This window comes from Variovorax sp. OV329 (assembly GCF_900114785.1).
Taxonomy (GTDB): Bacteria; Pseudomonadota; Gammaproteobacteria; order Burkholderiales; family Burkholderiaceae_C; genus Variovorax.
Genome location: NZ_FOUG01000026.1, coordinates 1 through 20003 on the forward strand (window position 1 = coordinate 1; position 20003 = coordinate 20003).

At 67.3% G+C, this 20003-nt stretch carries 18 protein-coding genes; 7 read left to right on the plus strand and 11 right to left on the minus strand.

Annotation, left to right across the window (positions count from 1 at the left end; translation table 11 throughout):
- Positions 1-369 precede the first annotated feature (369 nt).
- From BM345_RS27445 to BM345_RS27495, 11 genes are all read right to left on the minus strand, one after another.
- The gene (locus tag BM345_RS27445; RefSeq protein WP_093386417.1) at positions 370-2235 is read right to left on the minus strand and encodes an AMP-dependent synthetase/ligase; all 1866 of its coding nucleotides are present in this window, start codon (positions 2233-2235) and stop codon (positions 370-372) included.
- 16 nt (positions 2236-2251) lie between these two features.
- Complete coding sequence (locus BM345_RS27450; protein ID WP_093386419.1) at positions 2252-3025, minus strand: ABC transporter ATP-binding protein; 774 nt, start codon at positions 3023-3025, stop codon at positions 2252-2254.
- A complete protein-coding gene (locus tag BM345_RS27455; RefSeq protein WP_093386422.1) occupies positions 3022-3912 on the minus strand; it encodes an ABC transporter ATP-binding protein in 891 nt (296 codons plus the stop codon). Before BM345_RS27455 ends, BM345_RS27450 begins: the two co-directional genes overlap by 4 nt.
- Complete coding sequence (locus BM345_RS27460; protein WP_093386424.1) at positions 3909-4985, minus strand: branched-chain amino acid ABC transporter permease; 1077 nt, start codon at positions 4983-4985, stop codon at positions 3909-3911. Before BM345_RS27460 ends, BM345_RS27455 begins: the two co-directional genes overlap by 4 nt.
- Positions 4986-4987: 2 nt before the next feature.
- Positions 4988-5863 carry a branched-chain amino acid ABC transporter permease gene (locus BM345_RS27465; RefSeq protein ID WP_093386427.1) on the minus strand — a complete coding sequence of 292 codons (876 nt, stop codon included), beginning with the start codon at positions 5861-5863 and terminating at the stop codon, positions 4988-4990.
- A 10-nt stretch (positions 5864-5873) separates the two neighbouring features.
- Positions 5874-7037, minus strand: a complete 1164-nt coding sequence (locus BM345_RS27470; protein ID WP_093386429.1) for an ABC transporter substrate-binding protein — start codon at positions 7035-7037, stop codon at positions 5874-5876.
- Between the two features lie 148 nt (positions 7038-7185).
- Positions 7186-8850: an arylsulfatase gene (locus tag BM345_RS27475; RefSeq protein ID WP_093386432.1), complete on the minus strand. Its 1665-nt coding sequence runs from the start codon at positions 8848-8850 to the stop codon at positions 7186-7188.
- Between the two features lie 82 nt (positions 8851-8932).
- The gene (locus BM345_RS27480) at positions 8933-10180 is read right to left on the minus strand and encodes an acyl-CoA dehydrogenase family protein (protein WP_093386434.1); all 1248 of its coding nucleotides are present in this window, start codon (positions 10178-10180) and stop codon (positions 8933-8935) included.
- A gap of 22 nt (positions 10181-10202) precedes the next feature.
- A complete protein-coding gene (locus tag BM345_RS27485) occupies positions 10203-11285 on the minus strand; it encodes a phosphotransferase family protein (RefSeq protein WP_093386437.1) in 1083 nt (360 codons plus the stop codon).
- 9 nt (positions 11286-11294) lie between these two features.
- Positions 11295-12290 (minus strand): Bug family tripartite tricarboxylate transporter substrate binding protein, encoded by a 996-nt coding sequence (locus BM345_RS27490; protein WP_093386440.1) that lies wholly within the window; start codon positions 12288-12290, stop codon positions 11295-11297.
- A gap of 100 nt (positions 12291-12390) precedes the next feature.
- Positions 12391-13245, minus strand: a complete 855-nt coding sequence (locus BM345_RS27495) for an IclR family transcriptional regulator (protein ID WP_093386442.1) — start codon at positions 13243-13245, stop codon at positions 12391-12393.
- A 134-nt stretch (positions 13246-13379) separates the two neighbouring features.
- On the opposite strand from BM345_RS27495, the gene BM345_RS27500 reads away from it, so the two are divergent.
- From BM345_RS27500 to BM345_RS27530, 7 genes are all read left to right on the plus strand, one after another.
- Positions 13380-14144 (plus strand): enoyl-CoA hydratase/isomerase family protein, encoded by a 765-nt coding sequence (locus BM345_RS27500; protein WP_093386445.1) that lies wholly within the window; start codon positions 13380-13382, stop codon positions 14142-14144.
- Positions 14145-14148: 4 nt separating this feature from the next.
- The gene (locus BM345_RS27505) at positions 14149-15333 is read left to right on the plus strand and encodes a CaiB/BaiF CoA transferase family protein (protein ID WP_093386447.1); all 1185 of its coding nucleotides are present in this window, start codon (positions 14149-14151) and stop codon (positions 15331-15333) included.
- Between the two features lie 19 nt (positions 15334-15352).
- A complete protein-coding gene (locus BM345_RS27510) occupies positions 15353-16519 on the plus strand; it encodes an acyl-CoA dehydrogenase family protein (RefSeq protein ID WP_093386450.1) in 1167 nt (388 codons plus the stop codon).
- Positions 16520-16643: 124 nt separating this feature from the next.
- Entirely contained in the window at positions 16644-17783 is a 1140-nt protein-coding gene (locus BM345_RS27515; protein ID WP_093386452.1) for an acyl-CoA dehydrogenase family protein, read from the plus strand.
- Between the two features lie 126 nt (positions 17784-17909).
- Positions 17910-19094, plus strand: a complete 1185-nt coding sequence (locus tag BM345_RS27520; protein WP_093386454.1) for a lipid-transfer protein — start codon at positions 17910-17912, stop codon at positions 19092-19094.
- Between the two features lie 17 nt (positions 19095-19111).
- A complete protein-coding gene (locus tag BM345_RS27525) occupies positions 19112-19567 on the plus strand; it encodes a MaoC family dehydratase N-terminal domain-containing protein (protein ID WP_093386457.1) in 456 nt (151 codons plus the stop codon).
- Positions 19567-19992, plus strand: coding sequence for a MaoC/PaaZ C-terminal domain-containing protein (locus tag BM345_RS27530; RefSeq protein WP_093386459.1), 426 nt, complete (start codon positions 19567-19569; stop codon positions 19990-19992). The genes BM345_RS27525 and BM345_RS27530 overlap by 1 nt, the downstream gene beginning before the upstream one ends.
- The last annotated feature ends 11 nt before the right edge of the window (positions 19993-20003 follow it).

Below are 20003 nucleotides of genomic sequence, written 5' to 3' on the forward strand. Positions count from 1 at the left end.
AAGAACTTATCCACACCGTGAGCCACCAGGCTCGCAAAGAGGGTGGGTCAATATTGGATGGAAATGCCGGGTCAGGATTGCATGGAACTCAACAGCTTGCGCTCCCTGCGCAGCCAACGCCAACGCCGAGAGCTGCATGACCGGGAGCATCAGATTCCCGCGGCGCCGTTCTCCTCGATCGCACGCACCGGGCGCGCCGTACAGATGAGGCATGTTGACCCCTCCTGACTCGTTCGCACGAAGTCTTTCGCTTGGCAAGGCCCCCCGTCACAGAGCCGGGAAGGTCGAAGGGCCAAAGATTGGCTCAAATTGGGCAACGACACAAGACCCGATGCCGCATGGGAGGACGGCACTCGATCCCCGAAGAATTCAACCGCCCACGTACATCCTGTTGATCAGCTCGGCGTACTTCGTCTGCACGAAGCTGCGCTTGAGCTTCATCGTCGGCGTCAGTTCCTCGTCCTCTGCGCCCAGCTGCGTCTCCAGCAGGCGGAAAGCCCTCACCTGCTCGACGCGCGCAAACTTGCCATTTGCCTTGTCGACTTCGCGCTGGATCAACGCCTGCACTTCCTTGGCGCGCGTCAGGCTCTGGTAGTTCGAGAAGGGCACGTCGTGGTCCTGCGCGTACTTCTCGACGTTCTCGTGGTCGATCATGATCAGCGCCGACAGGAACGGCCGCTTGTCGCCGATCACTACCGCGTCGGTGATGTAGGGCGAAAACTTCAACTCGTTCTCGATCTCGCTGGGCGTCACGTTCTTGCCGCCGGCGGTGATGATGATGTCCTTCATGCGGTCGGTGATGCGGAAAAATCCATCTGCGTCCACCGTGCCCACGTCGCCGGTGTGCAGCCAGCCCTCGGGCCCGATGGTCTCGGCCGTCTTCTCGGGCTGGTTCAGATAACCCATGAAGACATTCGGCCCGCGCACCAGCAGTTCGCCGGTGGCAGGGTCGAGCTTGACCTCGTTGTGCGGGCCGGCGCGGCCGATCGAGCCGGGCCGGATGTTGCCAGCCGGCATCGCCGTCGCGGCGCAGCCCGATTCGGTCTGGCCCCAGACTTCCATCATCGGTACGCCGAGCGCGAGGTACCAGCGCACCAGGTCGGGCGAGATGGGCGCCGCTCCGGTGACGAGAAAGCGCGCGCGGTGGATGCCTATCAGCCGGCGCACGTTGTCCAGCACCAGCCAGCGCGCCAGCGCGAAGCGCGCCTTCAGCAACAACCCCGCGCCCTGCCCGGCCAGCACCCGCTGCGCCACCTGCTCGCCGATACCCAGGGCCCGGCGATAGGCCCAGCGCTGCACCGCGCCGGCCTCCGAAACCGCGAGGCTCACGGCCGAGTAGAACTTCTCCCACACGCGCGGCACGGCCAGGAACACCGTCGGCGCAATCTCGCGCACGTTCTCGGGCACGGTCTCCGGGTTCTCGACGAAGTTGAGCACCGAGCCCGCGCAGATGGCGACGTATTCGCCGGCCATGCGCTCGGCGATGTGGCACAGCGGCAGGAAGCAGATGCGCTGGTCGCCTTCGCGCTGCGGCATCATGGCGTGGGTGGCCCGCGTCCCATAGAGCAGCCCTGCGTGGCTGTGCATCGCGCCCTTGGGCTTGCCGGTGGTGCCGGAGGTGTAGACGAGGATGGCGAGGTCGCCCGGCCGGCGGCAGCCGCGGCGCTGGTCGAACAGGCCGGGATGCGCCGCATCCCACGCGGCACCGCGCGTGCGCAGCGCCGCGAGGCTCATCACCATCGGGTCCTCGTAGCGCTGCAGGCCCTTGGTATCGAACACGACGATGTGGCGCAGGAGCGGCAGCGAGGCGCGCACCTCGAGCGCCTTGTCGAGCTGTTCCTCGTCCTCGACGAAGAGCACCGTGGTGCGCGAATCGGCGCACAGGTACGCCACCTGGCCGGCTGCATCGGTCGGATAGATGCCGTTGGAGACGCCGCCTGCGCTCAACACCGCCAGGTCGACCAGCACCCATTCGACCACCGTGTTGGCGAGGATCGATGCGCACTCGCCCGGGGCGAAGTCGAGCGAGACCAGGCCCATCGCCAGTTCGCGCGCCGCCTGGCCCGTCTCGTTCCAGCTCCAGCGGCGCCAGACGCCCAGCTCCTTCTCGCGCATGAAATCGCGGTCGCCGCGCTGCGCGACGGCGTTCCAGAACAACTCGGTCATCGTCTCGCCGGGAACCAGGGGTACGGTCGCGTCCAGTGCCGGCGCGCTCTTGTCTCTTGAATTTGTCATAGCTTCGCCTCTTTCCTCAGCGCCAGTTCTTCTTGGTTTTCCAACGGCGCTCTGCGCGCACCCCCGCCTGCTTCATGCCCAGGTAGAACTCCTTGATGTCGTCCTTCTCGCGCAGCACCTCGCAGCGGTCTTCCATGACGATGCGGCCGTTCTCAAGCACGTAGCCGTGGTCGGCCGCGTTGAGCGCCATCTGCGCGTTCTGCTCGACCAGAAGGATGGTGGTGCCGCGCTCGCGGTTGATGCGCACCACGATCTCGAAGATCTCCTTGGTGAGCTTAGGCGACAGGCCCAGGCTCGGCTCGTCGAGCAGGATCAGGCGCGGATCCGCCATCAGCGCGCGGCTGATGGCCAGCATCTGCTGTTGTCCGCCCGAGAGCAGCCCGGCTGGCTGGCGCGCGCGCTCCTTCAGGATGGGGAAGTAGCCCAGTACCGTTTCCAGGTCGCGTGCCACTCCGTCGCGGTCGGCGCGGGTGTAGGCGCCCATCATCAGGTTGTCGTGTACCGACAGCAGCGGGAACACCTCGCGGCCCTCGGGCACGTGGCACAGCCGCAGGCGCACGATGTGGGCCGGGTCGCGCGCGGTGATGTCGTGGCCGTCGAACGCGATGCGGCCCTTGCGCGGGTCGAGGATGCCGGAGACGGTCTTGAGGATGGTCGACTTGCCGGCGCCGTTGGCACCGAGCACGGTGGCGATCTCGCCCTTGCGCACCTGCAGGCTGACGCCGCGGATGGCCTTCACGGGGCCGTAGGCGCTCTCTACATTCGAGAGGGTGAGGATGGCATCGCTCATCGCGCGAACTCCAGGATGCCCTTGGTGGGGGCGATCGCCCTGCCCTCGGGCTGAGCCTGCTGCGGTTTCAGCGGCTTGGGCCGGCGCAGCGATTCCGCCTCGCCGGCCGTGCCGAGGTAGGCCTCGATCACCGCGAGGTTCGCCTGCACCTCGCCGGGCGTGCCCAGCGCCAGCACCTTGCCTTGCGCCATCGCCAGCACGCGGTCGGAGACCTTCGAGACCAGCGCCATGTCGTGCTCGACCATCAGCACCGTGATGCCCAGCTCGCTGCGGATGTCCTGGATCCAGAAGGCCATGTCGCTGGTCTCCTCGACGTTCAGGCCCGAGGAGGGCTCGTCCAGCAGGAGCAGCCGGGGCTCGGTGGCCAGCGCGCGCGCCAGCTCGACCACCTTGCGCACGCCGTAAGGCAGGCCGGCAACCAGGGTGTCGCGGTAGTGCTGCAGGTCGAGGAACTCGATCACCTCCTCCACCTTGCGGCGCGTCTCGCGCTCCGCCTGCCGCAGCGACGGGGTGAACACCAGTTGGCTCCAGAAGCCATGGCGCTGGTGCACGTGGCGCCCGATCAGCAGGTTCTGCAGCACGGTGGCGTGCTCGAACAGCTCGATGTTCTGGAAGGTGCGCGCAATGCCCCGGACGGCCACCGCATGCGGCGCGACCGCGCCGAGCGCCCGGCCCTCGAACTCGATGCTGCCCAGGCTCGCCCGGTAGATGCGACTGATAAGGTTGAACACCGTGGTCTTGCCGGCGCCGTTGGGGCCGATCAGGGTGAACACCTCGCCGCGCTGCACGTCGAAGCTGACGCCGTCGACGGCGCGCACGCCGCCGAACTGCACGCACAGGTCCCGCACGCAGAGCAGCGGGGCGCTGGAAGAATGGCCGGCGCTCATCGCACGCGCTCCGATTTCTGGAAGGATTTCTGGCGGCTGAACATGCCGCGGCGGTAGAAGGGGAAGAGCTGCAGCCAGGTGCGCACCTTGACCCAGCGCCCGTTCAGGCCCATCGGCTCGAAGAGCACGAAGCCGACCAGGACCGCGCCGTAGACGAAGGCCTGCAGTCCCGGCGCCTGGGCCAGGGCCGCAGGCAGCAGGTCCTTGGCGGCCGAGATCGCCTGCGGCATGGCGATCAGGAACACCGCGCCCAGGAAGGCGCCGTGGATCGAGCCCAGTCCGCCGATCACCACCAGGAGCAGCAGGTCGATCGACTGCGAGATGCCGAACTGGTCGGGCGAGAGAAAGCGGATCTGGTGCGCGTAGAGCGCGCCGCCCAGCCCTGCCAGTGCTGCGGACACGGCGAAAGCCAGCGTCTTGTACTGCGCCAGCCGGATGCCCATGCTCTGCGCCGAGATCTCCGAATCGCGGATCGCGACGAAGGCCCGGCCGATCGGCGAGCGCAGCAGGTTCAGCACGCCCAGGGTCGCGAGCACGCAGCAGACCAGGCAGACGAAGTAGAACTCGGCTCCCGTATCGGCCTTCCAGCCGAAGGCCTGCAGCGTGGTCACTGTCATGCCGGCGTTGCCCCCGGTCATGCTTTCCCAGCGCGCGAACACCTCCTCGACGATCACGCCGAAGGCGAGCGTCGCGATGCCCAGGTAGATGCCCTTGATGCGCAGCGCGGGCAGCCCCACCACCACGCCTGCGCCCGCCGAGAGCAAAGCCGCGGCCGCCGCCGAAGCCGGAAAGGGCCAGCCCATTGCGGAAAGCTTGGCCTCGATGTACGCACCCACGCCCAAAAAGGCTGCGTGGCCCATCGAGAACAGGCCCGTGTAGCCGGCCAGCAGCATCAGGCCCAGGCCCACGATGGAATAGATCAGTACGAAGCTGAGTTGCGTCAGGCCGTAGGGGCCGAGCCACCATGGCGCTGCAAGCAAGGCCATGAGCAGCGCCCCGTACCAGAAGACGTGCCCGCCGTGCTTGGCCAGGTTGATGTCCTGGTCGTAGTCGGTCTTGAAGATAAAGCGCACGGTCAGACTTTCTTGAGGGACGTTTCGCCGAACAGCCCGTTGGGCTTGAGGATCAGCATCAGCAGCACCACGACGTAGGCCGCGACATCCTTCAGGCCCTCGGGCAGGTAGAAGCCGGCAAAGGCCTCGACCACGCCCACCAGCAGGCCACCGACGATGGCGCCCGGCAGGCTGCCGAAGCCGCCGACTACCGCGGCCGGGAAGGCCTTCAGGCCGATGAAGCCCATGTTGGCGTGCACGAAGGTGATGGGCGCCAGCAGCAGGCCGGCCACCGCCGCCACCGCCGCGGCCAGGCCCCAGACCAGGCCGTTGAGGTGCTTGACCGGGATGCCCATGTAGTAGGCCGCTAGCTGATTCTGCGAGCTGGCCTGCATCGCGGTGCCGATGCGGCTGCGGCTGAACATCAGGTACAGGCCGAGGCACAGCAGTGCGGTAGCGCCGATCACCATGAGGTGCTCGGCCGCAAAGGTCATGCCGCCCAGGCGCAGAACTGCGCCCTTGTAGGGCACCGCGAGCGGGTGGGTGTCGGTGCCGATGGACGGCAGCATCGTGATCGCGCCACGCGCCATGTAGCCCAGGCCGATGGTGAGCATCACGATCGAGAAGGCGGGCTGGCCCAGCACCGGGCGGATCGCCACGCGCTCGATGGCGATGCCGAAGCCCGCCATGGCCACCACTACCGCTGGCAGCGCCAGCCAGAAGGGCAGCCCGAAAGCAGTGGTAAGCGCTAGGCCCGCGAAGGCGCCGAGCATCATCAGCTCGCCCTGAGCGAAGCTCACGGTCTCGGTGGCCTTGTAGATCAGCACGAAGCCCAGGGCGATCAATCCGTAGATGCAGCCCTGCGCGATCCCGCTGACCAGGATCTGGAGTGAGAGCATGGCTGTCCGATCAGCGCGCGGGCTTGACGTAGTCGGACACCACCTTCCAGCGGCCGTCCTGCAACTGCGACAGGCGCGCGGAATCGCTACCCAGGCGCTTGGTCGGCGAGAAGCTCAGCGTGTCGGTGCCGAAGATGTCCGGCGGCACGCTCAGGCTGTCCATCGCCTTCACCAGCGTCTCGGTGCTCAGGTCCGGGCCCGCCTTCTGCGCGCCCTTCACGAACAGGTCCATCGCGATGTAGCCGTAGGCAGAGGTCACGGCGGGATCCTCGTGGTAGCTGGCTTGGTACTTGGTGGCCCAGGCACGCAATGCCGGCGAGCTGTCGTCCACGTACGGGTTCTGCGAAGCCATGCCGGCATAGAGCCCGTCCACCGCCTTGCCGCCCAGCTTGGGGATCAGGTCGCTGTACGCAGCCACCGACGCCAGGAAGGTCGGGTTGAAGTCATTCTTGCGTGCCTCGGCCATCGCGCCGACGGTCTCGCGGATGATGGTACCGAGCACCACGAAGTCGCAGTTCGCTGCCTTCATGCGTGCCACCTGCGAAGAGAAATCGGTGGCGCCGCGCTTGTAGGTTGTCTTCTCCGCGAACTGCATGCCGATGCTCTTGAGACCCGCTTCGGCGCCGCGGAACATCTCCAGGCCGGCATCGTCGTCCTGGTACATCGTGCAGACCTGCTTGGCCTGCTTTTCCTTGACCAGCTTGGGAACGACCACGGAAAGCTGGTCGTAGTACGACTGCTGCATGGCGTACTTCAGCTTGTGCGCCGGTTCGTACATCTCGCGCGCGCCGGTCAGCGGCATGAAGTTCACGATGTTCTTTTCGAGCAGCAGTGGCATCACGGCCACGTTGCCTGCGGTGCCGAAGTGCCCGGCCATCACGAAGATGCCGTCCTGATTGACCAGCTTCTGTGCCGCCAGCACCGCCTTGCGCGGATCGTAGGCAGAGTCCTCCACCAAGAGGCGGATCTTGCGGCCGTGGATGCCGCCCTGCTCGTTGATCTCGTCCACGCGCATCTGCATGCCAAAGCGCGCCTGCTTGCCCAGGCCCGCCGCCGGGCCGGACAGGTCCTGGATCGTTCCGACCACGATCTCGTTCTTGGTGACGCCCTGGGGCTGGGCCAGCGCAGCGGGCAGGGCCAGGGCCAGGCCCAGCGTTGCAAGGATGCTCTTCATGTCTGTCTCCGTTATGTACCGGCCGGACGGTCCGGCGCGAGACAGCAACGGTACGGATTCGACAGACTTGCGACCACCACCCACGGTGAGGGGCGGCGGGGGGCTCCTCAGGCAACGGCCGCGCGGCGATGACTCCGCCGGCCGACCATCAGCCGCCGGCGCCCTTGCTGCCCGCCTGGATGGTCTGCAGTGCCCGTTCGATGCCCGTGGTGGCGGACAGCTGGCTGGGCGGAAACTCCTTGAACGTCGCCAGGAACTCGCCGACGATGACGCCGCTGGGAATCAGCGTCCAAAGCTTGTCACCCCACCAGCGCCCATACGACAGCGATTGCTCCTGGTAGCGTTCCCATGGATCCTGCCGCAGGTTGGTCACCCACGGAACGTTGGTCGACTCGACGCTGCCGGTGAGCAGATTGCCCTTGATGGTCTTGAAGGTGATCTTCCAGTCGTCATAGCGCACGGCGTTCAGATCGCCGTTGTCGGTGAAGTAGAACATCTCGTGGCGCGGACCTTTGTCGACTTCGCCCTTGAAGTAGGGCATGAAGTTGTAGCCGTCCAGATGGTTCTTGAAGCTCTTGCTACCCACCTTGATGCCCTTGAGAAGCTTCTCTTTCACGTCCGGTTCGCCTGCGGCGGCCAGCAGCGTCGGCATCCAGTCCTCGCCAGCCATGATCTCGTTGACGACCAGCCCCGGCTTGACGGTGCCCGGCCAGCGCACCACCATCGGCACCCGAAATCCTCCTTCGAAAGTCGTTCCCTTCTCGCCACGGAACGGCGTGTTCCCGCCGTCCGGCCAGGAGAAGGTCTCGGCGCCGTTGTCGCTGGTGAACACCACGATCGTGTTGTCGGCGATGCCCAGCGCGTCGATTTTCTTTAGCAGCGAACCGACGATGTCGTCCAGTTGCGCCATGCCGTCCGCGTAGAGCCCGTAGCCGCTCTTGTTCTCCCACTTGGGCGAGAGATGGGTGAAGGAGTGCATGCGCGTGCTGTTGTGCCACAAGAAGAAGGGTTTGCCGGCCTTGACCGAACGGTCCATGAAGTCGAGCGAGCGCTGCACCAGCACGTCGTCGACGTCCTGCATGTTGGTCTTGGCCGCGGCATCCATATTCGGCCCCGGTGGCAGCGGTCCGCCATCGGCGATGGTCTGCCGGCCCACCCGGCCCCAGCGTGGGTCGGTGCTCGCGTCGTCGGTCGTGCTCGCCTTGGAATCGACGATGTTGCGCGGCCCGAACATGGCCCTGAATTTCGCGTCCTTCGGATAATCCGCCTGGTAGGGCTCTTCCATCGCGTTGAGGTGATAGAGGATGCCGTAGAACTCGTCGAAGCCATGCACCGTCGGCAGGTACTCGTTGCGGTCGCCCAAATGGTTCTTGCCGATCTGGGCGGTGGCATAGCCGTGGGGCTTGAGCAACTCGGCGATGGTCGGGTCCTTGTCCTGCAGGCCTTGCTTGGCCGCCGGCAGCCCGACCTTCAGCAGCCCGGTTCGAAAGGGCGTCTGGCCAAGAATGAATGCGGCACGGCCTGCAGTGCAGGACTGCTGGCCGTAGTAGTCGGTGAACCTTGCGCCCTCCTTGCCGATGCGGTCGATGTTGGGCGTGCGGCCGCCCATCATTCCCTGGTGGTAGGCGCTGACGTTCCACACGCCGACGTCGTCGGCCATGATGACGACGATGTTGGGTTTCTTGCCCGGCGTCTGTGCCTGCGCGGTCGACTCCGCGAACGCTCCGAGACCCAGCGCGACGAGCGCCGCCCCGATCACCCTCAGGATTCGCCCTGCTGGCGTGCTCTTACTCCGGCCATTCGACAGTTCCATAGGGCGCTCCTTCGATGCGGGTTCCTAAATACCGGAAAATGATAGAGGAACCCGCAGGTTTGCGCAGGTTCTCTCCCTCTTCTCAGTGCGCGGCATAGTAAACCGCCGTCGAGCCGAGGTTTTCGCGTGCCTTCGACAACTCCGCGCGCGCCACTGTGCGCAGGTGGACTTCGTCGGGCCCGTCGAAGAAGCGCATGGCCCGGCCCCAGGACCACAGGTAGGACAGGGGTGTGTCGGGTGTGATGCCCATGGCGCCGAACACCTGCATGGCCCGGTCGACCACGCGGGTCTGCAGTTGTGCGGCCACCAGCTTGATGGCCGAGACGTCCACATGGGCCGCCTTGTTGCCATGAGTGTCCATCTTCCAAGCCGCCTGCAGCACGAGCAAACGCGCCTGGTCGATCTCGACGCGGGAATGTCCGATCCAGTCCTGCACGTTCGAGAAGTCCCCCAGGTGCTTGCCGAAGGCGCGGCGCGTCAGCGCGCGTTCGCACATCAGCTCCATCGCCAGCTCGCACTGGCCGATGGTGCGCATGCAGTGGTGCACCCGGCCCGGCCCCAGGCGCGCCTGCGCCAGCGCGAAGCCGGCGCCCTCTTCGCCCAGCAGGTTGGCCACCGGCACGCGCACGTTGGTGTAGCTCACTTCGCAATGCCCTTCGGGCGCGTGGTGATGCATGATGGGCACGTCGCGCACCATGCGAAAGCCAGGAGTGTCCAGTGGCACGATGACCATCGAATGGCGGGCATGCCGCGGTGCATCGGGCTGGTCGTTGGTCACGCCCATGACGATGGCGAATTTGCAATTCGGGTGCAGCGCGCCGGTCGTGAACCACTTGCGGCCGTTGATGACGTACTCGTCGCCCTCGCGCCTGATGCTGGTCTCGATGTTGGTGGCATCGGACGAGCACACGTCGGGCTCGGTCATGGAGAAGCAGGATCGGATTTCGCCATCGAGCAACGGCACGAGCCAGCGCTTGCGCTGCTCGGTCGTCGCGAACAGGTGTAGCAGTTCCATGTTGCCGGTGTCGGGCGCGCTGCAATTGAACACCTCGGACGCCCAGGGGATGCGCCCCATGATCTCGGCTAGCGGCGCGTATTCCATGTTGCCAAGCCGTGTGCCCGGCTCGTCCTCGCGCAGCCCCGGCAGGAACAGGTTCCACAGACCCGCCTCGCGCGCCGAGGTCTTCAGCGGCTCGACGACGGCCGTCGGATAGGCCCTGGTGGCCGCGACCCGCTCGAACTCGGCATGGCGCGGTAGCACGTGGCGCTCCATGAACTGTCGCACGGTGCGCTGCATCTGCAGGCTGTCTTCGCTGTACTGGAATTCCAAGATCGTCTCCCGTCGGCAAGTTTCAGAAATGGGGAGCCGGGGTACGGATGGCCTCGAGCCCGCGCTGAGCCAGCGCGCGCGCCATCTGCCCCACCTCGGCCGCGTTCTCGGCCACGGCGTTGCCGCGCGCGGCGCGTGCCGCGATGCCCTCGAACATCACGGCCCAGCGCATCAGGGCAAAGGCCCAGTGGAAAGGCGTGGCCTGGCGGGCCGCGTCGCGGCCGGCGCGGCGGTAGTAGTGGGCCAGATACTCGTGCTCCGATGGAATGCCCAGCGCCGCCAGGTCCAGCCCGCGGATGCCGCCGAACTCGCTGGGCAGCGTGCGCCAGGCCACCGTATTGAAGGCCACATCGGCCAGCGGATGGCCCAGGGTCGAGAGTTCCCAGTCGAGCACTGCCACCACGCGCGGCTCCGTCGGATGGAACAGCAGGTTGTTGAGCTTGAAATCGCCATGCGTGAGTGTGGTCTCGTCATCGGCGGGCAGGTGCTCGCCCAACCAGGCCAGCAGCTCGTCGATGGCCGGGTTCTCGCGCGTCTTGGACAGCGCCCACTGCTGCTGCCAGCGGCGCAACTGGCGTGCGAAGAAGCCGCCCTCGCGGCCGAAGTCCCCAAGGCCCGCGGCGCGCCAGTCCACTCCGTGCAGCATCGCGAGCGTATCGGCCATGGCCAGGTAGATGGCGCGGCGCCCGTCGGGCGACATGCCCGGCAGTCGGCTGTCCTGGAAGACGCGGCCCTCGACGCGCTCCATGAGGTAGAACGGGGTGCCCACGATGTCGGGCTCCGCGTGGTAGAGCACCACAGGCGGCACCGGCAGCGGCGTGGACGCGAGCGCCTGCATGACCCGGTATTCGCGGTCCACCGCGTGGGCCGAAGGCAGGACATCACCTGCAGGCTTCTTGCGTAGCACCATGCGGCGATTGTCGAAGCAGAGGAAGTAGGTGGGATTGGATTGCCCACCGCCGATGGCTTCGATGCGCATGCGGCCGCGCAGGCCCGGCAGTTGCCGATGCAGGAAGGGCTCGAGCCGATCGACCGCCAGCCCGGCGGCCGGTACGGGGTCGCTCTTTTCCAGGCCGCCGACTTGCGGAGGGCTTTGGTTGAGCATGGCCGAGCCCTACTGCAGCTCGATGCCGTTGGCCGCCACGATCCGCTTCCAGCGCTGGATTTCCTCGCGCTGGAAGTTGCGCATCTGCTCGGGGCCGCCGGCCATCGGCGACGCATCCTGCTTCTGCAGGAAGTCGAGCGAGGCCTGCGACCTTGCCGCCTTCAGTACGGCGGCTTCCAGTTGGCGCACGATGGGTTGCGGCGTCTTGGTCGAGACGCCCAGCGCGGTCCAGACGAAGGCCTGGAACTCGGGCACGCCGGCCTCGGCCATGGTCGGCACCTCAGGCAGCGAGGGCATGCGCTTGGGGCCACTCACGGCCAGGGCGCGCAGCTTGCCGGACCGGATCATCTCCAGGCCGATGACCGCCACCGCATAGTCCACCTGCTTGCCCAGCAGTGCGCTGACCACTTCCCCGGCGCCCTTGTACTGGATGTTGACCGTCTTGATGCCCGCGAGTTCGTTGAGCCAGGTGGACCACAGGTTGTAGCCCGGCGATCCCGCGCCGTTGTTCAGCGCGCCCGGGCGCTTGCGCGCATCGGCGATCAGGTCGGCCATCGTCTTGTAGGGCGAATCGGCCGGCACCAGCACCATGCAGTACTGGCTGCTGATTAGGCTCAGGGGCGTGAAGTCGGCGATCGGGTCGTAGGGCATGTTGCGGATCAGCGCGGCGTTGATCGCAAAGGTCGAGTTGCTGCCGAAGAGCACGGTGTAGCCGTCGGCCGGCGCGTTGAGCACCGTCTGCACCGCGACGATGCCGTTGGCGCCCGCCTTGTTGTCGACCACCACCGGTTGTCCGATGCTCTCGCTGAGCACCTGCGCAATGACGCGCGCTTGCGTGTCCGAGCCGCTGCCCGGATTGAAGGCCACCACCATGCGGATCGGGCGCGACGGGAAATTGTTCTGTGCGCGGGCGGCGAAGGGCAAGGTTCCGGCCAGGGAGCCCAGGCCGCCACCGGCGATGCTGCAAAGCAGTCGGCGGCGCGAAAGATCGGTCGGGTGGTGCATGTCTTTGTCTCCTGTTTGCACCCAGTATTCGCCCAAGGTCGCGGCGCTTCCACAGCCCAATTTCGGTGATCGAAATTGTCGTTTGTCGTTGCGCCTGCGCTCAGGCCACCCCGGCGGGCACCTGCACCCGGGCCATCTCATCCCACGCGCGCTGCACATCGTCCACCAGCTTGCGCAGCACCGGTGCACAGCGCTGCACCAGCGCTTCGTTGTCACCGTCCTTGGCCGAGAGGCTGAAGTTGATGGCGTAGAAGGTGCGGTCCGGCGCGCGCAGGCCGGCTGCGATGGCCGACATGCCGGGGATGGCGTCCGAGCGGCAATAGCCCAAGCTAACTTGGCAGGCCAGCGACTTGTCGATCGCCTTGCGCAATGCGGGCCAGCGCGCGCCGTACTGAGCCCCGAGCGCTTTCAGGATGCGTTGGCGCGAGCGTGCGTCGAGCGCGGCCAGGTAAGCATGGCCTGGCGAATTCGACTCGATCGCCAGCCGGATGCCCGCCGTCACCTGCCGCTGCACCGGCCCGCGGCTCTCGCGCAATGTCTCCAGGTACACCATCCACAGCCCGTCGGGTGTGGAAAGGCCAACATTGATCTTCTCGGCCACGGCGACCTTGCGCATCAGTGGCAGGGCCAGCCCCAGTTCCGACTTGGTCTGCCGAAAGGCCACGCCCAGGCTCAGGTGCACGGGGGCGAGCCGGTAGGCGCCGGTCTGCGCCTCATGCACCAGGAAGCCCGCTCCCACCAGCGAGTTCGTCAGCCGGCTGACGGTGGACCGCGGCAGGCCGGTGCGCTCGGCCAGTTCCGCATTGCTGAGCGCCGGCACGCTCGGCAGGAAGGCGCGCAGCAGCGCGAGGCCGCGCACCAGCGACTGGCTGCCGGCGGTCGAACGCGTGAAGGTACCGCTCTGCCGGGTCAGGGTGCGCGTCGAAGCCTGGGTCGAAGCGTTTGAAGAGGCCATGCGCTGCTCGCTCGCAATTTCGAAAAGCGAAATTTGACCATGGCGAGAAGACCTTCGCCACACCAAACTTTGCGCACCCAAGACCCCCAGGCGGCGCTGCACGAGAAGGCCCTGCCGACACTGAGACAACCCTAATGACCAGCACCCCCGACCTTTGCCTGACCCGAACCGGCCACGTCGCCAGCATCGAGATGCGGCGCCAGGCCCCGGGCTACATCGACATCGACTTCGTCACCCGCCTGGCCGACCAGCTCGAGGCACTGGATGCCGACGACGACTGCCGCGCCATCGTGCTGTGGTCAGCCGGCAAGACTTTCTGCGCGGGCGCCAACTTCGGCGGCGCCGCGCAGGGCACGCCCGACCCCGCCCCCTTCTACGAACAGGCCATGCGCCTCTTTCGCACGCGCAAGCCCATCGTGGCGGCCGTACGGGGCGCGGCGATCGGCGCCGGGCTGGGCCTGGCGGTGGTGGCCGACTTTCGCGTGGTGGGCCCGTCCGCGCGCCTCGCCGCCAATTTCAACCGCCTGGGCATCCATCCCGGCTTCGGCCTCACGCTCACGCTGCCGCGGCTGGTCGGCGAGCAGCAGGCCGCCCTGCTCTTTTTCACGGGCCGCCGCATCGACGGCGTCGAAGCGCAGCGCATCGGCCTGGCCGACGACCTGGTGGCCGACGCCGAAGTGCTCGCACGCGCCCTGGCACTGGCCGCCGAGATCGCCGAGTCCAGCCCGACGGCCGTCGAAAGCACGCGCGCCTCGCTGCGCCTGGGCTTGGCCGAGCGCATCGCCGAGGTGAACCGGCGCGAGCGCGAGATCCAGGTCGGACAGATGGGCAGCGCGGACTTCCGCGAAGGCGTGGCCGCCATGGCCGAGCGCCGCCCGGCCAACTTCACCCGGAGCTGATGCCATGAGCGAACACACACTCGCCGGACCGCTCGACGGCATCCGCGTCATCGACCTGACGGCCGTGGTGCTCGGCCCGCTGGCCACGCAGACGCTCGCCGACTTCGGCGCCGACGTGATCAAGGTCGAGCCGCCGGAAGGCGACTTGATGCGCGCCAACGGCGTGTCGCTGCACCCGGGCATGAGCTCGATCTACCTGGCGCTCAACCGCAACAAGCGCTCGGTGGTGCTCGACCTCAAGCAGGAAGACGATGCCGCCGCCCTGCGCACGCTGATCGCGGGCGCCGACGTGGTAGTGCACAACATGCGCGTGGCCGCCATCGAACGCCTGGGCTTCGGCTACGAGGCGGTGGCCGCCCTCAACCCGAAGATCGTCTACTGCGTCGCCACCGGCTTCGGCCAGGGCGGCCCCTGGCGCGACCGCCCCGCCTTCGACGACATCATCCAGGCGGCCTGCGGCATGGTGGGCCTCGGCGCCGTCGACGGCGACGCACCCCGCTACCTGCCCAGCCTGATCGCCGACAAGGTTTGCGGGCTGGCACTGGCCAACGCTGTGATGGCTGCCCTGCTCCACCGCGAGCGCGGCGGCGAGGGCCAATACGTCGAGGTGCCGATGCTCGAGACCATGGCCGCCTTCGTGTTGGCCGAGCACATGGGTGGCATCAGCTTCCCCGGCTCGACTGCCCCGGCGGGCTATGCGCGCCTGCTCGGCGGCGGCCGCCGCCCCGTGCCCACGGCCGACGGCTGGATCAGCCTGCTGCCCTACACCGGCCGCCATTGGAGCGCCTTCTTCGATGCCGTGGGGCGCGAGGACATCGCCCGCGCCTACGACCTGTCCAGCCGCGAGCAGCTCAACAGGCACATCCGCCAGCTCTACGCCTGCCTGGCCGAGCTCACGCCCACGCGACCCAGCGCCGACTGGCTGGCGCTGTGCGAGCGGCTCGACATCCCCGCCACCGAGATCTGCCGACTCGACGACCTGCTGCGGCACCCGCAGCTCGAAGCAGTCGGCCTGTTCCAGCCCACGGTGCATCCGAGCGAAGGCGCGATCCGCGAGCTGCGTCCCGCCACCCTGTTCCACAAGACCCCCGCCACGCTTCGCCGCCATGCGCCGACGCTCGGCGAGCACACCCAGGAGGTGCTGCGCGAAGCCGGCATCGCGATGCCGCGCACCCTCCCCCACCGCTAAGACTGAAAAGAGACACACCATGAACTTCGAACTCGACGAAGACCACCAGATGCTCAAGGACCTTGTCGCCCGCTTCGTGCGCGACGAGCTGCTGCCCCTGGAAGCGGGCGCCATGGCCCGCGAAGCCGCCACCGGTCAGTTCGCCCTGCTGCCGGAGGAACACCAGCGGCTCGACGCGCTCTCGAAGGAACTGGGCCTGTGGGGTCTGGATGCCCCCACCGAGATGGGTGGTGCCGACATGCCCGTCACGGCGATGGTGGGCGTCAACGAGGAGTTCGGCAAGACCATCACGCCCTACGAGCTGCCGCCCGATTCGCCCAACCTGCGCATGCTGATGCTCAGCGCCAACGACGACCAGCGCTCGCGCTACCTGGCGCCTTACGCCCGCGGCGAGACTGTCTCGGCCATGGCCATCTCCGAGCCTGGCGCCGGCGCCGACCCTGCCGGCATGAAGACCCGAGCCGAGCGCGACGGCGACGGCTGGGTGCTCAACGGCCGCAAGATCTGGATCACCCGCGCCGACCGCGCCGACTGGTCCATCGTGCTGGCCGTCACCGACAAGGCCAAAGGCGCGCGCGGCGGCATCTCTGCCTTCATTGTGGACAAGGGCACGCCCGGCTTCACCGTCGAGCGGCGCATCCCGATGATCGGCGGCCACTCGACCTTCGAGGTGAGCTTCGACAACTGCCGCATCGGTGGCGGCCAGTTGCTGGGCAAGGAGGGCTCGGGCTTCGCACCGATGCAGGCGCGCCTGAGCAGCCGCCGCGTGCAGATGGCCGCCTGGTGCATCGGCCGCGCGCAGCGCGCGCTGGACATGCTGTGCGAATACGCGCCCCAGCGCAGCACCTTCGGCGCGCCATTGGCCGAACGCCAGGCCATCCAGTGGTGGATCGCCGACGCGGCCACCCGCATCCACGCCTGCCGCCTCATGACCTACGAGGCCGCCGCCCGCATCGACCGTGGCGAGGAAGCGCGCAGCCAGGTCTCGATGATCAAGGTCTACGCCACCGAGATGGCCTGGGAAATCATCGACCACGTGATGCAGGCCTTTGGCGCCATGGGCATGACCAAGGAACTGCCGCTGCAGCAGATGGCCAACGAGACGCGCCTGATGCGCATCTACGAAGGGCCCAGCGAGGTGCACCGTTGGGTGGTGGCCCGTGAACTGCTGGGCCTGCGCCGCTGACGGGCTCTTCCACTCCACGGGAGTGGTGACCGGCCCCGGGCCTCGCGCGACCATGACATGCATGCCGGCCGCCTGCGCAAATGACGCCATGCCGCCGTGACACCACATCTGCCAAGAGGATTCCATGGAAATTCAACGCAAGGTCTACCGCGAGGACCACGAGCAGTTTCGCGACACGGCACAGCGCTTCTTCGAGCGTGAATGCCTCCCGCGCCAAGCCGACTGGGACCGTGCCGGCCGCGTGGACCGCGAGACCTGGCGCAAGGCCGGCCGCGAGGGCCTGCTGTGCACCAGCATCCCGGTCGAGTACGGCGGCGGCGGCGGCGACTTCGGCCATGCGGCCGTGCTGGCGGAGGCCCAGTCCAGCTGCGGCGTCTCGGGCCTGGGCTTCGGCCTGCACTCCGAGATCATCGCGCCCTACATCCTGCGCCTGGGCACCGAGGAACAGAAGCGCAAGTGGCTGCCTGCAATCTGCGCCGGCGAATCCATCCTGGCGATCGCCATGTCGGAGCCCAGTGGCGGCAGCGATCTCAAGGCGATGCGCACCAGCGCCAGGCGCGAAGGTGACGAATACGTCATCAACGGCGCCAAGACCTTCATCAGCAACGGCCTGAACTGCGACCTGATCCTGCTGGCCTGCAAGACCGACCCGCAGGCCGGCGCCAAGGGCGTGAGCCTGATCCTGGTCGAGGCCGAGCGCGCGGGCTTTCGCCGCGGACGCAAGCTCGAGAAGGTTGGCCTGCACGCGGCCGACACCGCCGAACTCTTCTTCGACGATGTGCGCGTGCCCGTCGGCAACTTGCTGGGCGAGGAAAATCAGGGCTTCAAGTACCTCATGCAGGAACTGGCCCAGGAGCGCCTGCTCATGGCAGTCGCCGCGGCCAGCAAGCTCGAATGGCTGCTGGGCCTGACCATCGAGTACGTGAAGCAGCGCAAGGCCTTCGACCAGACGGTGTGGGACTTCCAGAACACCAAGTTCAAGTTGGCCGACATCAAGGCGCAGGCCGTCGCCACGCGCCTGTTGGTCGACCACTACATCGGCGAGCACATGGCGCGCAAGCTGACGCTGCAGGAAGCGGCAATCGCCAAGCTCTATTCCACCGAGGCGATGTGGAAGGCCGTGGACGACATGGTGCAGATGCACGGCGGCTACGGCTACATGGTCGAGTACCCGATCGCCCGGGCGTTCATCGACCTGCGCTACCAGCGCATTGCCGGCGGCGCCAGCGAAGTGATGCGCGAGCTGATCGCAAGGAAGCTTTGACTCTCCCCCAGGTTGGCCTCACTGCGTGTAGGCCGCCCACCCCCCACCGGGGGCAACACCAGCGGCCCGGCGGAGCCGGTTCCGCGGTGTTCCACCTAAATACAGCGTTCAACAGGAGTTAGAGATATGACAAACAAGGTTCTTGTGGCCGGCGTCGGCATGATTCCCTTCAGCAAGCCCGGCGCGAGCCCGAGCTACACGCAGATGGGTGCCGAGGCCCTGCGCCTGGCGCTGGCCGATGCCGCCATCAGCTACGACAAGGTGCAGATGGCCTTCGCCGGCTACGTCTTCGGCGACTCCACCAGCGGCCAGACCGCGATCTACGAGGTGGGCCAGACCAGCATCCCCATCGTCAACGTGAACAACAACTGCTCGACCGGCTCCACCGCCCTCTTCCTGGCGCGTGCCGCGGTCGAAAGCGGCCAGGTCGACTGCGCGCTGGCGCTGGGCTTCGAGCAGATGCAGGCCGGCGCGCTCAAGTCGCCCTACGACGACCGCCCGCCCACGCGCGAACGCTTTCTGCCGGTGCTGTTCGGCCTGACCTCGGACATCGAGATTCCACAGGCGCTGCGCGGCTTCGGCGGCGCCGGCCGCGAGCACATGCAGAAGTACGGCACCACGATGGAGACCTTTGCAGCGATCCGCGCCAAGGCCAGCCGCCATGCCGCCAACAACCCGCTGGCCCTGTTCAAGAAGATCGTCACCACCGAGGAAGTGATGGCCGACAAGGTCATGTGGCCCGGCGTGATGACCCGCCTGATGGCCTGCCCGCCCACCTGCGGCGCCGCGGCCGCCATCATCGTGTCCGAGAAGTTCGCGAGGAAGCACGGCCTTCGCACCGACGTGCAGATCCTGGCGCAGGCCATGACCACCGACCCGGTCGAATCCTTCGACCCGCCGTCGCTCATCAGCTACGTGGGCGACCACATGACGCGCGCCGCCGCCCAGCAGGTCTACGAGAAGGCCGGCATCGGCCCCGAGGACATCCGTGTGTGCGAGCTGCACGACTGCTTCGCGCAGAACGAACTGCTCTCCTACGAGAGCCTGGGCTTCTGCGCCACCGGCGAAGGCATGAAGTTCGTGCTGGACGGCAACAACACCTACGGCGGCCAGGTGGTGACCAACCCGTCCGGCGGCCTCTTGTCCAAGGGCCACCCGCTGGGGGCCACCGGCCTGGCCCAGTGCTACGAGCTCACCCACCAGCTGCGCGGCACCGCGGACAAGCGCCAGGTCGAAGGCGCGAGCATCGGCCTGCAGCACAACATCGGCCTGGGCGGCGCCTGCGTGGTGACGCTGTACGGCAAGAACTGAGCGGCCGGCAGACACCCATGATCGACAAGTCCTTCATCGGCGCCGACCTCGGCCGGCGCACCCTCGTCATCGAGGAAGGCGCGGTGCGCCTCTACGCCAAGGCGATCGGCGAGACCGACCCCATCTACTCCGACGTCGACGCCGCCCGGTCGGCCGGCCTGCGCTCGCTGCGCGTGCCGCCGACCTACATGTCGTGCCTGGAAACGCAGGCCTTCCCCTCGCGCGACGTGCTCAAGCTGGTGGGCATGGAGCTCAAGCGCATCCTGCACGCCGAGCAGGCCTACACCTACCACGCGCCGGTGTGCGCGGGAGAGTCGCTCACCTTCGAATCGCGCATCGCCGACATCTACGAGAAGAAGGGCGGCGCGCTGGAATTCCTCATCAAGGAAACCCGCGTCACCAACCAGGACGGCGTGCACGTGGCCGATCTGCGCTCCACCGTCGTGCAGCGCCAACTGGGAAAGGCAAGCTGATGGCCATCGACCTCCAACAACTCCAGGCCCTGCAGGTGGGCGACAGCACGACCACCCTGCAGGTGCCCGCGATCTCCCGCACTACGCTCGCGCTGTACGCCGGCGCCTCGGGCGACCACAACCCCATGCACATCGACATCGACTTCGCGCGCGCGGCCGGCGTGGACGACGTGTTCGCGCACGGCATGCTCTCGGCTGCCTACCTGGGCCGCATGGTCACCGACTGGGCCGGCCAGGAGCGCGTGCGCTCCCTGACCGTGCGCTTCACCGGCATCACCGCCGTCCATGACGCGCCCACCTGCACCGGCGTCGTCGCCGAGCGCTTCGAAGAGGACGGCGAGACGCGTCTGCGCATAGACATGCAGGTCGCCAACCAGCAGGGCGACGTGAAGATCACCGGGCAGGCCGTGGTCGCCGTCGACTGAGTCCCATCCCA

Bases quoted from the DNA above. Each gene is read 5' to 3' on its own strand.
- BM345_RS27445 (WP_093386417.1), bottom strand. From the start codon at position 2,235: ATGACAAATTCAAGAGACAAGAGCGCGCCGGCACTGGACGCGACCGTA.
- BM345_RS27450 (WP_093386419.1), bottom strand. From the start codon at position 3,025: ATGAGCGATGCCATCCTCACCCTCTCGAATGTAGAGAGCGCCTACGGC.
- BM345_RS27455 (WP_093386422.1), bottom strand. From the start codon at position 3,912: ATGAGCGCCGGCCATTCTTCCAGCGCCCCGCTGCTCTGCGTGCGGGAC.
- BM345_RS27465 (WP_093386427.1), bottom strand. From the start codon at position 5,863: ATGCTCTCACTCCAGATCCTGGTCAGCGGGATCGCGCAGGGCTGCATC.
- BM345_RS27470 (WP_093386429.1), bottom strand. From the start codon at position 7,037: ATGAAGAGCATCCTTGCAACGCTGGGCCTGGCCCTGGCCCTGCCCGCT.
- BM345_RS27475 (WP_093386432.1), bottom strand. From the start codon at position 8,850: ATGGAACTGTCGAATGGCCGGAGTAAGAGCACGCCAGCAGGGCGAATC.
- BM345_RS27485 (WP_093386437.1), bottom strand. From the start codon at position 11,285: ATGCTCAACCAAAGCCCTCCGCAAGTCGGCGGCCTGGAAAAGAGCGAC.
- BM345_RS27490 (WP_093386440.1), bottom strand. From the start codon at position 12,290: ATGCACCACCCGACCGATCTTTCGCGCCGCCGACTGCTTTGCAGCATC.
- BM345_RS27495 (WP_093386442.1), bottom strand. From the start codon at position 13,245: ATGGCCTCTTCAAACGCTTCGACCCAGGCTTCGACGCGCACCCTGACC.
- BM345_RS27500 (WP_093386445.1), top strand. From the start codon at position 13,380: ATGACCAGCACCCCCGACCTTTGCCTGACCCGAACCGGCCACGTCGCC.
- BM345_RS27505 (WP_093386447.1), top strand. From the start codon at position 14,149: ATGAGCGAACACACACTCGCCGGACCGCTCGACGGCATCCGCGTCATC.
- BM345_RS27510 (WP_093386450.1), top strand. From the start codon at position 15,353: ATGAACTTCGAACTCGACGAAGACCACCAGATGCTCAAGGACCTTGTC.
- BM345_RS27515 (WP_093386452.1), top strand. From the start codon at position 16,644: ATGGAAATTCAACGCAAGGTCTACCGCGAGGACCACGAGCAGTTTCGC.
- BM345_RS27520 (WP_093386454.1), top strand. From the start codon at position 17,910: ATGACAAACAAGGTTCTTGTGGCCGGCGTCGGCATGATTCCCTTCAGC.
- BM345_RS27525 (WP_093386457.1), top strand. From the start codon at position 19,112: ATGATCGACAAGTCCTTCATCGGCGCCGACCTCGGCCGGCGCACCCTC.
- BM345_RS27530 (WP_093386459.1), top strand. From the start codon at position 19,567: ATGGCCATCGACCTCCAACAACTCCAGGCCCTGCAGGTGGGCGACAGC.